Origin of the sequence: Enterobacter cloacae complex sp. IR5458 (genome assembly GCF_049238025.1) — a bacterium.
Taxonomy (GTDB): domain Bacteria; phylum Pseudomonadota; class Gammaproteobacteria; order Enterobacterales; family Enterobacteriaceae; genus Enterobacter; species Enterobacter kobei.
In genome coordinates, this window is sequence record NZ_JBMKIF010000023.1 from 48,942 (window position 1) to 62,588 (window position 13,647).

The 13,647-nt window shown below is 56.8% G+C and carries 9 protein-coding genes; 3 read left to right on the forward strand and 6 right to left on the reverse strand.

Translation table 11 applies throughout. The features are described from left to right. The first annotated feature begins 85 nt into the window (after nt 1-85). Entirely contained in the window at nt 86-982 is an 897-nt protein-coding gene (locus ACOTYN_RS18170) for a DMT family transporter (protein ID WP_063433948.1), read from the forward strand. On the opposite strand, the gene narI is transcribed toward ACOTYN_RS18170, so the two are convergent. The 5 genes from narI to ACOTYN_RS18195 form a co-directional block, all read right to left on the reverse strand. Then, complete coding sequence (gene narI / locus ACOTYN_RS18175; RefSeq protein WP_023330579.1) at nt 979-1,656, reverse strand: respiratory nitrate reductase subunit gamma; 678 nt, start codon at nt 1,654-1,656, stop codon at nt 979-981. The two genes, ACOTYN_RS18170 and narI, sit on opposite strands and share 4 nt — an antisense overlap. Continuing rightward, entirely contained in the window at nt 1,656-2,366 is a 711-nt protein-coding gene (gene narJ, locus ACOTYN_RS18180; protein ID WP_023338399.1) for a nitrate reductase molybdenum cofactor assembly chaperone, read from the reverse strand. Before narJ ends, narI begins: the two co-directional genes overlap by 1 nt. Continuing rightward, a complete protein-coding gene (gene narH / locus ACOTYN_RS18185) occupies nt 2,363-3,898 on the reverse strand; it encodes a nitrate reductase subunit beta (protein WP_332958377.1) in 1,536 nt (511 codons plus the stop codon). The genes narJ and narH overlap by 4 nt, the downstream gene beginning before the upstream one ends. After that, entirely contained in the window at nt 3,895-7,638 is a 3,744-nt protein-coding gene (locus tag ACOTYN_RS18190; protein WP_045135481.1) for a nitrate reductase subunit alpha, read from the reverse strand. The genes narH and ACOTYN_RS18190 overlap by 4 nt, the downstream gene beginning before the upstream one ends. 379 nt (nt 7,639-8,017) lie before the next feature. After that, nucleotides 8,018-9,415 carry a NarK family nitrate/nitrite MFS transporter gene (locus ACOTYN_RS18195; RefSeq protein WP_071922157.1) on the reverse strand — a complete coding sequence of 466 codons (1,398 nt, stop codon included), beginning with the start codon at nt 9,413-9,415 and terminating at the stop codon, nt 8,018-8,020. A gap of 309 nt (nt 9,416-9,724) precedes the next feature. Here ACOTYN_RS18195 and narX point away from each other — a divergent pair, with 309 nt between their 5' ends. After that, complete coding sequence (narX, locus tag ACOTYN_RS18200; protein ID WP_047345104.1) at nt 9,725-11,521, forward strand: nitrate/nitrite two-component system sensor histidine kinase NarX; 1,797 nt, start codon at nt 9,725-9,727, stop codon at nt 11,519-11,521. Then, the gene (gene narL / locus ACOTYN_RS18205) at nt 11,514-12,164 is read left to right on the forward strand and encodes a two-component system response regulator NarL (protein WP_071922156.1); all 651 of its coding nucleotides are present in this window, start codon (nt 11,514-11,516) and stop codon (nt 12,162-12,164) included. The genes narX and narL overlap by 8 nt, the downstream gene beginning before the upstream one ends. A 3-nt stretch (nt 12,165-12,167) precedes the next feature. Here the strand turns inward: narL and ACOTYN_RS18210 are convergent, their stop codons facing one another. Next, nucleotides 12,168-13,574: a YchO/YchP family invasin gene (locus ACOTYN_RS18210; RefSeq protein ID WP_071922155.1), complete on the reverse strand. Its 1,407-nt coding sequence runs from the start codon at nt 13,572-13,574 to the stop codon at nt 12,168-12,170. Nucleotides 13,575-13,647: the final 73 nt, after the last annotated feature.

The following is a 13,647-nucleotide window of genomic DNA, read 5'->3' on the forward strand; positions in this document are numbered from 1 at the left end:
TCATCACTCTCTTTCACCTTATATCACCCCTGTAAAACCCGACAGCGATTTTCGACAATAAGGTCATTAAATCAGGAGGTGGATAATGCGTGATTTCCATAAAGGCGTCTGGCAAATGAGCCTGGCGATGTTAATTTCCGGCTCTATCGGTGCGTTTGTTTTACTCTCCGGTCTGCCCGTCACGGAAGTGGTCTTCTGGCGCTGTCTTATTGGGGCCATAACACTTTTTATTTTTATCCGGGTCAGTCAAAAGCCCTTTAGTCCCCTCAGCCGCACCACGCTGATGCTGGCGATTCTCGGGGGTGTGGCATTAGTTGTGAACTGGCTACTGCTTTTCGCCGCTTACGAACGTATCTCTATTGGCCTGTCTACCGTGGTATATAACACCCAGCCGTTTATGCTGGTATTGATGGGGATGTTTTTAGGTGAGCGCGTCAGCCTGGTAAAATGGGGCTGGCTGTTCCTCGCCTTTGGCGGAGTGGTGATATTGCTCTCCAGCGAGCTGACCGGAGCCCATAACAGTAAATGGCTCGCAGGGGTTGGTCTGGCCATGGCCGCGGCCTTCTTCTATGCGCTGACGGCAATCATTGCGCGCAAACTCAAAACAATCGCCCCACAGCATATCGCTTTTATCCAGGTGCTGACCGGCGTGGTGATGCTGCTGCCTTTTGCCAGCCAGCCGTCGCTCTCCGGTGATTTTCCCTGGCCGATCTTGCTGACGCTGGGCATCGTCCATACCGGTATTATGTATCAACTGCTGTATAGCGCGATCCAGAAACTGCCAACGCCGGTGACCGGCTCCCTGTCGTTTATCTATCCGGTGGTGGCAATTATTGTAGATAATCTGGTGTTCGGACACGCATTGAACCTGACGCAGCTGGCGGGTGGCGCGTTAATCCTGTTTGCCGCAGCGGGCAACAACCTGGGCTGGGGCGAAAAAAAACCCCGCGAGTGCGGGGTTGGTATTAAAACGGTGAATTAGCGACGGGCACGCACAATCTGATACTTGCGCGTCAGGTACTCCACCGGCGCGCTCCAGATGTGTACCAGACGGGAGAACGGGAAAAGCACAAACAGCGTCATCCCCAGCACCAGGTGAACGCGGAAGATAAACGCCACGCCATCCAGGTGTTCGGACGCGCCACCGTGGAAAGTCACCACGGACTGCGCCCAGCCGACCAGCTTCATCATTTCACTGCCGTCCATATGCTGCGCCGAGAACGGAATGGTCAGCAGACCCAGCGCGCATTGCACCACCAGCAGGGAAAGGATCAGGATGTCCGCCGCGGTGGTCGTTGCCCGCACACGCGGGCTGAACAGACGACGTTTCAGCAACAGCAGGCCCCCGACGAGGGTCATCACGCCGCAGGCACCGCCCGCGATCATCGCCATCTTCTGTTTCACCTCAATCGGCAGCCACGCTTCGTACATCCAGTGCGGGGTCAGCATCCCGAGGAAGTGCCCGGCAAAAATCCCGAGGATCCCGATATGAAACAGGTTAGACGCGACGTGCATCCCCTTACGATCCAGCATCTGGCTGGAGGCAGCACGCCAGGTGTACTGGCCGTAGTCATAACGCAGCCAGCTTCCCACCAGGAACACGGTGCCCGCGATATACGGGTAAATGTCAAAGAAGAACATATTCAGGAAGTGCATTAGTGCCGTCCTCCGTTAGAGATATCCAAATATTGCGGAGCGACCGCCCCGGCAAAACGACGCTGGTGAGCGGAGATTTCAGACTCGCCGCAGCTCTGGTCAGCAAAGAATTTCACCTGCTCTTCCTCCCAGACCGCATCCAGCGCTTGCGGGGTATCATCGCGGGCTTCATCCGCGATTTTCTCCGCCACTTTTTCACTGTCGACAGCGGCGTTTGCCAGCTTCATCAGCAGGTCGAACAGCACCGCATAGCGGCTCTCACGCTGCTGAAGACGCGCGCTGAGCAACGCCAGGATCGGCGCGATGTCCTGCAGACCGCCCAGCGCCTCGTCTTTCGGCAGTTGAGCCAGATACTCCAGGTACAGCGGCAGATGGTCCGGCAGCTCGCGGCTGTCGAGCATCAGGCCGTGCTGCTCGTACTGAGCCATCAGGTCCACCATCGCCTGACCCCGGTCGCGGGATTCACCATGAACGTGTTCGAACAGCAGTAACGACGTTGCACGGCCACGGTCAAACAGCTGGCTGTAGTCCGCCTGCGCGTCGAGCAGATCGCGCGCTAACAGGTCGCGGAGGAAAACGCCCAGCGTCTGGGCATCCTCTTTATCCAGGTTTTCAGATGACGCGAGTGCATCAAAAAGCTCCTGCTGATGCTGCGCAAGCGCAGCATCCGGATACTCGAGCAGACGCGAAACAATGACGAGTTCAATCATTGGTGCGGCTCCGTTTTGCTGGTCACATCCATGGCGTCGATGCGGCGGCTGTTAAACAGGTTGAATTTGCTGTCTGCCCCATGGCAACCGTCGCCAAAACTAAAGCCACAGCCATTTTTCTCCGGGAAGGCCTCGCGAGCCAGTTCACGGTGGCTGCTCGGCACCACGAAACGGTCTTCATAGTTGGCAATTGCCAGGTAGCGGTACATCTCCTGGGCCTGTGCTTCAGTCAGACCGACCTCGTCCAGCGCGCGGGTATCGTTAACGCCATCAACGGTTTCCGCACGCTTAAAGTGACGCATCGCCAGCATACGTTTCAGCGCCAGCAGTACCGGCTGGGTATCCCCTGCGGTCAGCAGGTTTGCCAGATACTGAACCGGGATACGCAGGCTCTCGACGTCCGGCAGAATGCCGTTGCTGCCCAGCTCGCCTGCATCGGCAGCAGACTGGATTGGCGACAGCGGCGGCACGTACCAGACCATCGGCAGCGTGCGGTATTCCGGATGAAGCGGCAGAGCCAGCTTCCAGTCCATCGCCATTTTATACACCGGCGACTGTTGCGCCGCGTCGATAACGCTCTGTGGAATACCGTCCTTCAGCGCCTGCTCAATGACTTTCGGATCGTTCGGGTCAAGGAACACGTCAAGCTGACGCTGATACAGATCTTTCTCGTTCTCGGTACTCGCGGCATTTTCAATCGCGTCTGCGTCATACAGCAGCACGCCGAGGTAGCGGATACGGCCTACGCAGCTTTCGGAGCAGACGGTTGGCTGACCTGCTTCGATACGCGGGTAGCAGAAGATGCACTTCTCTGATTTCCCGCTCTTCCAGTTGAAGTAGATTTTTTTGTACGGGCAGCCGGTGATGCACATACGCCAGCCGCGGCATTTGTCCTGGTCGATCAGGACGATGCCGTCCTCTTCACGCTTGTAGATGGCGCCGCTTGGGCAGGTCGCCACGCATGCCGGGTTCAGGCAGTGCTCGCAAAGGCGCGGCAGATACATCATGAAGGTGTTTTCGAACTGGCCGTACATCGCCTTCTGCATGTTCTCGAAGTTCTGGTCTTTGGCGCGTTTTTCGAACTCGCCGCCCAGAATCTCCTCCCAGTTTGGACCGCTGGTAATTTTGTCCATGCGCTTGCCGGTGATCAGCGAGCGAGGACGCGCGATCGGCTGGTGTTTGCTTTCCGGCGCGTTGTGCAGGTTCTGGTAGTCATAGTCAAACGGCTCGTAGTAATCCTCAATGCCCGGCAGATGCGGGTTAGCGAAGATTTTCCCCAGAAGCATCGCGCGGTTACCCATGCGCGGCTGCAGCTTGCCGTTGATTTTACGGATCCAACCGCCCTTCCACTTCTCCTGGTTTTCCCAGTCGGTCGGGAAGCCGGTACCCGGCTTGCTTTCCACGTTGTTGAACCAGGCGTACTCCATACCTTCACGGCTGGTCCAGACGTTTTTACAGGTGACCGAGCAGGTGTGACAGCCGATGCATTTATCCAGATTCAGCACCATGCCGACTTGTGAACGAATTTTCATTTTACGCTCTCCTGTACCTGGTCATTACCTTCGCCGTCTAACCAGTTAATGTTCTTCATCTTACGTACCACCACGAACTCATCGCGGTTCGATCCTACGGTGCCGTAGTAGTTAAAGCCGTAGGCCAGCTGCGCATAGCCCCCGATCATATGGGTCGGCTTCGGCGTAATACGGGTCACGGAGTTGTGGATCCCGCCGCGCTGTTCGGTGATTTCTGACCCCGGCAGGTTAACGATACGTTCCTGCGCGTGGTACATCATGGTCATCCCGGCCGGTACGCGCTGGCTCACCACCGCACGCGCCGTCAGGGCACCGTTGCTGTTAAACACCTCGATCCAGTCGTTATCTTCAATACCCAGATCTTTGGCATCCGTCTCGCTCATCCAGACAATCGGACCGCCGCGCGAAAGCGTCAGCATCAGCAGGTTGTCGCTATAGGTCGAGTGGATCCCCCACTTCTGGTGCGGCGTCAGGAAGTTCAGCGCCTTTTCAGGGTTACCGTTGGATTTCGCGCCCATAACTGCGGTTACGGAGCGGGTGTCGATTGGCGGACGGTACACCAGCAGGCTTTCACCGAAGTCACGCATCCACTGGTGATCCTGATACAGGGACTGACGACCGGACAGCGTGCGCCATGGGATCAGCTCGTGAACGTTGGTGTAACCGGCGTTATAGGAGACATGCTCATCTTCAAGTCCTGACCAGGTCGGGCTGGAGATAATCTTGCGCGGCTGGGCCTGAATATCGCGGAAGCGGATTTTCTCTTCCTCTTTATTCGTTGCCAGATGCGTGTGGTCACGACCGGTAAACTCGCTCAGCGCTGCCCACGCCTTCACCGCCACGTGGCCGTTGGTTTCCGGCGCCAGGGTCAGGATCATCTCTGCGGCATCAATCGCCGTGTTCAGCATTGGCTGGCCTTTCGCCGGGCCGTCCGCTTTGGTGTAATTGAGCTTACGCAGCAGATCCATTTCGCTCTGGGTATTCCAGGCAATCCCTTTCCCGCCGTTACCGATTTTCTCCATCAGCGGACCGATAGAGGTAAATCGCTCGTACGTCGCCGGGTAATCACGCTCCACCGGAATGATGTGCGGCGCGGTCACGCCCGGGATCAGGTCACATTCGCCTTTTTTCCAGTCTTTGACGTCCAGCGGCTGCGCCAGCTCGGCCGCAGAGTCGTGCTGGATTGGCAGCGTCACCACGTCGGTCTCTTTGCCCAGATGCCCGACGCACACTTCAGAGAATTTCTTCGCGATATCTTTGTAGATATCCCAGTCGCTTTTCGACTCCCACGCCGGGTCAACCGCGGCAGACAGTGGATGAATAAACGGATGCATATCCGAGGTATTCATGTCGTCTTTTTCGTACCAGGTCGCGGTTGGCAGCACGATATCGGAATACAGGCAGGTACTGGACAGACGGAAGTCGAGGGTCACCACCAGATCCAGCTTGCCGTCCAGACCGTTGTCTTTCCATTCCACCTCTTCCGGCTTCACGCCGCCCTGCTTGCCGAGATCTTTCCCCTGGATACCGTTCTCGGTACCGAGCAGGTATTTCAGCATGTACTCATGACCTTTACCGGACGAGCCCAGCAGGTTGGAGCGCCAGATGAACAGGTTACGCGGATGGTTTTTGCCGTTCTCTGGCTGTTCAGCCGCGAAACGGATTGAGCCGTCTTTCAGGGACTTAACGGTGTAATCCACCGGTGACATTCCCGCTTTTTTCGCCTCTTCCGCGATGCGCAGCGGGTTAGTACCCAGCTGCGGCGCAGACGGCAGCCAGCCCATGCGCTCAGCACGGACGTTGAAGTCAATCAGGTGGCCGCTGTAGCGGGATTTATCCGCCATTGGCGACAGCAATTCCTGCGCGGTAACCGTCTCGTAGCGCCACTGGCTGGAGTGGTTATAGAAGTACGAGGTACTGTTCATGTGACGTGCAGGACGCTGCCAGTCAAGGGCAAACGCCAGCGGCTGCCAGCCGGTCTGCGGACGCAATTTTTCCTGACCTACATAGTGGGCCCAACCGCCGCCGCTCTGACCGACACAGCCGCAGAAGATCAGCATGTTGATCAGGCCACGATAGTTCATATCGAGGTGATACCAGTGGTTCAGACCCGCGCCGACGATGATCATTGAGCGACCGTGCGTCTTATCCGCGTTTTCTGCAAATTCGCGGGCGATACGGGTAATCTGTGCGCGAGGAACGCCGGTGATCTGCTCCGCCCATGCCGGGGTGTAGGCTTTTACGTCGTCATAGCTGGTTGCGCAGTTTTCATCATTCAGACCCCGTTCCAGACCGTAGTTCGCCATGGTCAAATCGTAAACGGTAGTGACGAGCGCCGTTGAGCCATCAGCCAGCTGCAGGCGTTTAACCGGCAGTTTATGCATCAGAACATTTTTCAGTTCAACCTTGTTGAAGTGCTCTGATCCTTCGCCTCCAAAGTACGGGAAGCCGACCTCGGCGATCTCGTCCTGGCTGCCCAGCATGCTGAGACGCAGTTCCGTCTCTTCACCGGTGGTACCGTTACGCTGTTCGAGGTTCCACTTGCCCTTCTCACCCCAGCGGAAGCCGATAGAGCCGTTAGGTGCCACCAGCTCGCCGTTGCTGTTATACGCAACGGTTTTCCATTCAGGGTTATTTTCCTGGCCCAGCGCGTCCACCAGATCGGCGGCGCGCAGCGTACGGCCAGCGGCGTAGTAACCGTCACGCTCTTCCAGCATCACCAGCATCGGCATGTCGGTGTAGCGACGTACATAGTCGGTGAAATACTGGCTTGGTTTATCGAGGTGGAATTCGCGCAGCATAACGTGGCCCATCGCCATCGCCATCGCGGCGTCGGTACCCTGTTTCGGTGCCAGCCACAGGTCACACAGTTTAGCAATTTCCGCGTAGTCCGGGGTGATCGCAACGGTTTTGGTCCCTTTGTAGCGGACTTCGGTAAAGAAGTGCGCGTCCGGGGTACGGGTCTGCGGAACGTTAGAGCCCCAGGCGATGAGGTAGCTTGAGTTGTACCAGTCAGCAGATTCCGGCACGTCGGTTTGCTCGCCCCATGTCTGCGGAGACGCAGGCGGCAGGTCGCAGTACCAGTCGTAGAAGCTCAGACAGGTGCCGCCGATCAGTGACAGATAGCGCGCACCGGAGGCGTAAGAGACCATCGACATCGCCGGGATCGGCGAGAAGCCTGCCACGCGGTCAGGGCCGTAGGTTTTGACAGTGTAGACGTTAGAGGCGGCAATCAGCTCGTTTACCTCTTTCCAGGAGGAACGAACAAAGCCACCGCGGCCGCGAGCCTGCTTAAAGCTTTTCGCTTTATCCGCATCTTCGATGATGGACGCCCAGGCATCAACCGGATCGCTGTGCTGCACTTTCGCTTCACGCCACATTTTCATCAGACGCTTACGCATCAGCGGGTATTTCAGACGGTTAGCGCTATAGAGATACCAGGAGTAGCTGGCGCCACGCGGGCAGCCGCGCGGTTCGTGGTTCGGCATATCCGGGCGGGTGCGCGGATAGTCGGTCTGCTGCATTTCCCAGGTCACCAGACCGTTTTTAACGAAAATCTTCCAGCTACATGAGCCAGTGCAGTTTACGCCGTGGGTAGAACGGACAACTTTGTCATGCTGCCAGCGTTGACGGTAACCGTCCTCCCAGTCCCGGTTGGTATCCAGAACCTGGCCGTGCCCATCGGCAAAAGTTTCACCCTTCTGTTTGAAGTAGCGAAACCGGTCCAAAAATTTGCTCATCGGGTATCTCCTGTGTGGAGCCTGTGGCTCTCTAAATCGACATTGCTGATTTGCAGCGAAGGTAACGCTCTGAAAGAGGAGGAGAATTGATAACGATCAAGGCGACGAGGGACTTTCAGGGGTGGGGTTAGGCCAAATACCACCAAAGCGGTAGATTTTAAAAATTCATAATAATATGATTTTTAATGATATTTTCATTTCATCGTACAATAACCCCGGCAAAATTTAACATCTCAGGTATTAAGGGGTAGACCTCCCTGCAAGGCGACGGCGATCACAGTGTTACCGGCGCGCTTCTGTGCAAACCCACCAGTATGTTGTAACTACTTCCAGATCAAAAAAAACGCGGCCCCAAGGCCGCGCAAACGGATAATCACACTTACTTATTTTTCTTGGTATTACGGCCATATACCAGCCACGTAATCACAACGCAGGCGATATAGAACACAAGGAACACTTTCATCGCACCCGCCGGGGAACCGGTCAGGTCAAGCGAAATACCGAACGCTTTCGGGATAAAGAAGCCGCCAATGGCACCGATGGCAGAGATAAAGCCCAGCGCAGCAGCGGTATCCGTCGCCGCTTCACGCATCGCCTGCTCTTCGCTTCCACCCTGCGCTTTCACCCGATCCATCGTCAGCTTACGGAAGATCACGGAGATCATCTGGAAGGTGGACGCACTCCCCAAACCGGCCGTCAGGAACAGCACCATAAACACGGCGAAGAAGGCGATGAAGTTTCCGCCCTGTCCGTCCGCTGGCAGCGTCAGGAACAGCAACGCACAGAAGACCGCCATCACGACAAAGTTCACCAGCGTCACGCGGGTACCGCCCAGACGGTCAGAAACCATGCCGCCCAGTGAGCGAGCCAGCGCGCCAATAAATGGACCAAAGAAGGCGAATTGCAGGATCTGCACGTCCGGGAACTGGGTTTTCGACAGCATGGCGAAACCGGCAGAGAAACCGATAAACGACCCGAAGGTGGCCAGATACAGCAGCGCCATCACCCAAAGGTGTCCACGTTTCAGCACCGGCAGCTGTTCACTCAGTGACGCCTTCGACGCAGACAGATCGTTCATAAAGAACCACGCTGCCAGGGTGAAGACCACCAGGAGCGGCACCCAAATCCAGGCGGCGTTCTGCAGGTAGAGGGAAGAACCATCCGCCTGTTCAACGCCACCGCCACCAAAGGCAGCAAAAATGGAAACCGAGATCGCCAGCGGCGCGATCAGCTGCATCACGCTCACGCCCATGTTGCCCAGACCACCGTTAATGCCCAGCGCGCCACCCTGTTTCGCTTTCGGGAAGAAGAAGCTGATGTTCGCCATACTGGAGGCGAAGTTCGCACCCGCAAAACCGCACAGCAGGGAGATGATCACGAACACGCTAAACGGCGTGGACGTATCCTGCACCGCGAAGCCGAGCCACACGCAAGGCACGATCATGATCCCGGTACTGAATGCCGTCCAGCGACGGCCACCAAAGACCGGCACCATAAAGGCGTAAGGAACGCGCAGCAGCGCGCCAGACAGTGACGGCAACGCGGTCAGCATAAACAGCTGATCGGTTGTGAACGTAAACCCAACTTTTGGCAGATTTACCGCCACTGCACTAAACAACATCCATACGCAAAACGCTAATAACAGACACGGAACGGAAATCCACAGATTCCGGCTTGCTACACGATGGCCGCGCTGTTGCCAGAACGCCGGGTCCTCTGGACGCCAGTCTGTAATAACGGCACCATTTTCCCTTTCGGGAGCGGATGAGTGACTCATAGACACCTCTGATTCTCGAATGATGCTGCAAACATTAGGGTTTTAGGGCGGCGGTAAGTTGATATAAATCAAAGGAAAAGTGCGAGGATTTGCGGCACGAAAAAAGGTCTTATCCTTAGTGAGTAGGCAAATCAGGTCAAAAAGACGTTGTTTTTCACGGCGCTGACGCGTCCCTGCTCCCCCTACCCTCAGATGCATACTCCACTGGCAATTTAGGAGTAATCATTTATAGGTATGGGTATACTCCAGGGTATGCACCAGAATAGCGCCATTCCTGCAAGCAGGCCACGTCAGGAGCCCGGCAACTCTATGTTAAAAAGATGTTTATCACCGCTGACACTCGTCAATCAGTTAGCCCTGATCGTTTTGCTGTCCACCGCACTCGGCGTAACCGGCATGGCGATTTCCGGCTGGCTGGTACAAGGGGTACAGGGTAATGCGCATGCCATCAATGGGGCAGGCTCGCTACGCATGCAGAGTTACCGTCTGCTGGCGTCGGTGCCTCTGACGCAGGACGACCAGCCTCTCATTGATGAAATGGAGCGCACGGCTTTCAGCCCTGAACTGGAAAATGCAGCCATCCGCGCCGGTCAGCAATCCCAGCTTAAAGCCCTTCAGGGCTACTGGCACACCCAACTGGAACCCGGACTGAAACAGGCGCAAAGCCCGGAGACGGTCGCGCAGGACGTGGCGGGTTTTGTCTCACGCATTGATGCCCTGGTCTCCTCTTTTGACCAAACCACTGAATTACGCATCGATCGGGTGGTGATGGTACACCGTGCCATGGCGCTGTTTATGGGCCTGCTGCTGATCTTCACCATTATCTGGCTTCGCGCGCGGCTGCTGAATCCGTGGAAACAGCTGCTGGCCATGGCCCGGGCGGTTACCGCCCGGGATTTTACCCAGCGCACGCACATCAGCGGACGCAACGAAATGGCGATGCTCGGCCAGGCGCTCAACACCATGTCGGCAGAGCTGTCCGAAAGCTACGCGGTGCTTGAGCAGCGCGTACAGGAAAAAACGGCCGGGCTGGAGCAGAAAAACGAAATCCTCTCTTTCCTGTGGCAGGCCAACCGCCGGCTGCACATGCAGGTGCCGCTCTGTGAACGCCTCTCCCCGGTGCTGAATGGCCTGCAAAATCTGACCCTGCTGCATGACCTGGAACTGCGCGTTTACGACGTGGAAGATGAAGATAATCATCAGGAGTTTACCTGTCAGTCCGACATGTCCTGTGATGATAAAGGCTGTCATTTATGCCCTCGCGGCCTGCCGCCGTCGACCACTGGCGGCACGACGCTGAAATGGCGGCTAACGGACAGCCATACCCAGTACGGTATTCTGCTGGCGACCCTGCCCGCCGGGCGTCACCTGAGCCACGATCAGCAACAGCTGGTTGATACGCTGGTTGAACAGCTAACGGCCACGCTGGCGCTCGACAGGCATCAGGAAAAACAGCAGCAGCTGATCGTTATGGAAGAACGCGCCACCATCGCCCGCGAGCTGCATGACTCAATCGCCCAATCGCTCTCCTGTATGAAAATGCAGGTAAGCTGTCTGCAGATGCAGGATGCGCAGATGCCGGACAGTAATAAACAGCTGCTCAGCCAGATACGCAACGAGCTGAATACGTCCTGGGTACAGCTGCGTGAGCTGCTGACCACCTTCCGCCTGCAGCTGACCGAGCCGGGCCTGCGTCCGGCGCTGGAAGCCAGCTGTCAGGAGTTTAGCGCCCGGCTGGGGTTCCCGGTGAAGCTGGATTACCAGCTGCCGCCGCGGTTTGTCCCGTCACATCAGGCTATTCATCTACTGCAGATCGCCCGTGAAGCACTCAGCAACGTGCTTAAACACGCGGAAGCGACAGCGGTCACGGTCACCGTCAGCCAGCACGCTAACCAGGTCAGACTCACGGTTCACGACAACGGCCGCGGCGTGCCGGAAAATGCCGAGCGCACGAACCACTATGGTTTAATCATTATGCGAGACCGCGCCCAAAGCCTGCGCGGTGATTGTCAGGTTCGCCGGAGAGAGACGGGTGGCACGGAAGTCGTGGTCACCTTTATTCCCGAAAAACCGCTTACAACTTCTCAAGGAGAAACCCATGACTAATCAGGAACCGGCATCCATCCTGTTGATCGACGACCATCCGATGCTGCGTACTGGCGTAAAACAGCTGGTCAGCATGGCACCCGATATTACCGTGGTTGGCGAAGCCAGCAACGGGGAACAGGGCATTGAGCTCGCCGAGTCCCTCGATCCCGATCTGATCCTGCTCGATCTGAACATGCCCGGGATGAACGGCCTGGAGACCCTCGACAACCTGCGGGAAAAATCGCTTTCCGGACGCATCGTCGTCTTTAGCGTCTCGAACCATGAAGAAGATGTAGTCACGGCGCTGAAGCGCGGCGCGGATGGTTATCTGCTGAAAGATATGGAGCCGGAAGATCTGCTTAAAGCACTGCAGCAGGCTGCGGCCGGCGAGATGGTGCTGAGTGAAGCCCTGACGCCGGTGCTGGCCGCCAGCCTGCGGGCCAACCGCGCCACGTCTGACCGTGACGTCAGCCAGTTAACACCGCGCGAACGCGATATTCTCAAACTAATCGCCCAGGGGCTGCCGAATAAAATGATCGCCCGCCGTCTGGATATCACCGAAAGCACGGTCAAAGTGCATGTGAAGCATATGCTGAAGAAAATGAAGTTAAAATCCCGCGTTGAGGCCGCCGTGTGGGTACATCAGGAACGCATTTTTTAAGGATTACTCATCCGGCAGCAGCTTCCAGCGCGGGTCGTCGTCAGGTATAGCGATCAGCGGCTGCACCACCGCAAGCGTGATCTCATTGGACGAGACGCGCTGGCCCTTCTCATCTTCCACTACCGCCGAAAGATGCCAGCGGTTTGTCGCGCCTTCTGCCTCATTCCAGGCAGGCATAATCACGCTCCAGCCGTCGCTGCTGTTACCCTTCCCGGGCGACGTCAGGCTCAGTGCCTGGGTATCGCCCTGCCAGTGGATCTGACGGATGCCGTGCGTGCTACGAATCTGTAGCTTCAGCATGACGGTTTCACCCCCTTTCAGATCCCACGGCGGCGTTGCCAGCCAGACGGACAGCGTTTTACGCTGGCGGAACTCCATAATCGGAAGGCTGTTGCGCTCGGGGGAATCATAGCGGCTGCCACGCAGAGAACGCGTGGCCGCAACTTCACTGGCGGAGAGTTGCTTTACCAGCGGCACGCCAAAGCGGTAGTTAAGCTTCAGGCCGAGGTTATTCTGGCTTTCGCCGCTTTCACCCTGCTTATGCGCGGCGGTCAACGTGACCAGCGGAACCGGGGTATAGTTAAGCCCAAGATTGACCGCCACCGGGTTGTGATAGCCGGTTCCGCTGTTGAAGAGATCAACGTTGTCGCCAAAATACTGCTCGACGCTGACGCTGGTGTTCAGGTGATGAAACCACGGCAGCCAGGCTTTGGCGGTAACATCATATCCCCGCGCCATTCGCTGTTCCTGAACATCAGATCTGTCGCGCCATCCGGCAAACGGCTGGTAATAGTTCGCTGACAGGCGCAGATTCTCCCCCCACACCTCGGCGCCCAGTCCGGCACGCTGCAGGTTTTCGTCCAGCAGATTATCGTAGAAGGTGTTATAGCCCAGCAGCCATTTTCCGGCGACCCAGCGCTGGCCGATTCCGGCGTTACTGACCAGGCCATCCGTCTGCTGCGTCAGGCCAAGCTGGCTCCAGCTCAGGTAACGGTTGTTATCGTTCCAGGGGATAAACCAGCTCCCGCTGCTGCCGTTAAATTTGCCCTCGTTATCCACCAGTAAATTGACGCTGGCGTTCCCCCAGGGCGACAGCCAGGACTCAATCTGCTGGTTCACTTCGCCGCTCACCGCGTCGCGCACCTGACCAAAGGCAAACTGACGCGCCTGCTCGCCCGTTGTCAGGCCGTTGTCGGTCATACTGGCTTCACCAAAGGCTTTCGCCATTTCGGCCAGGTGCTTTTCCCCTTCCCCTGAGGGAGCAGCCATACCCAGGTCGGGCAGATTATCCCCGTTATTATCAAAGGGATTTTGTGCCTGCTGGATAAAGGAACGCGGCGCACCGTGAACGGCTCCGACCGTAAGAAAGGGGAGTAAGAGCAGAAAACGAATGCGGGACGATACAACCATCAACGTCGTAAAAAAGAACCTGTGTTTATGGATAAACTCTTATTATGTTAACGCGATAAGCCTGGAAATGCAG

Bases quoted from the DNA above. Each gene is read 5' to 3' on its own strand.
- ACOTYN_RS18170 (WP_063433948.1), top strand. From the start codon at position 86: ATGCGTGATTTCCATAAAGGCGTCTGGCAAATGAGCCTGGCGATGTTA.
- narI (WP_023330579.1), bottom strand. From the start codon at position 1,656: ATGCACTTCCTGAATATGTTCTTCTTTGACATTTACCCGTATATCGCG.
- narJ (WP_023338399.1), bottom strand. From the start codon at position 2,366: ATGATTGAACTCGTCATTGTTTCGCGTCTGCTCGAGTATCCGGATGCT.
- narH (WP_332958377.1), bottom strand. From the start codon at position 3,898: ATGAAAATTCGTTCACAAGTCGGCATGGTGCTGAATCTGGATAAATGC.
- ACOTYN_RS18190 (WP_045135481.1), bottom strand. From the start codon at position 7,638: ATGAGCAAATTTTTGGACCGGTTTCGCTACTTCAAACAGAAGGGTGAA.
- ACOTYN_RS18195 (WP_071922157.1), bottom strand. From the start codon at position 9,415: ATGAGTCACTCATCCGCTCCCGAAAGGGAAAATGGTGCCGTTATTACA.
- narX (WP_047345104.1), top strand. From the start codon at position 9,725: ATGTTAAAAAGATGTTTATCACCGCTGACACTCGTCAATCAGTTAGCC.
- narL (WP_071922156.1), top strand. From the start codon at position 11,514: ATGACTAATCAGGAACCGGCATCCATCCTGTTGATCGACGACCATCCG.
- ACOTYN_RS18210 (WP_071922155.1), bottom strand. From the start codon at position 13,574: ATGGTTGTATCGTCCCGCATTCGTTTTCTGCTCTTACTCCCCTTTCTT.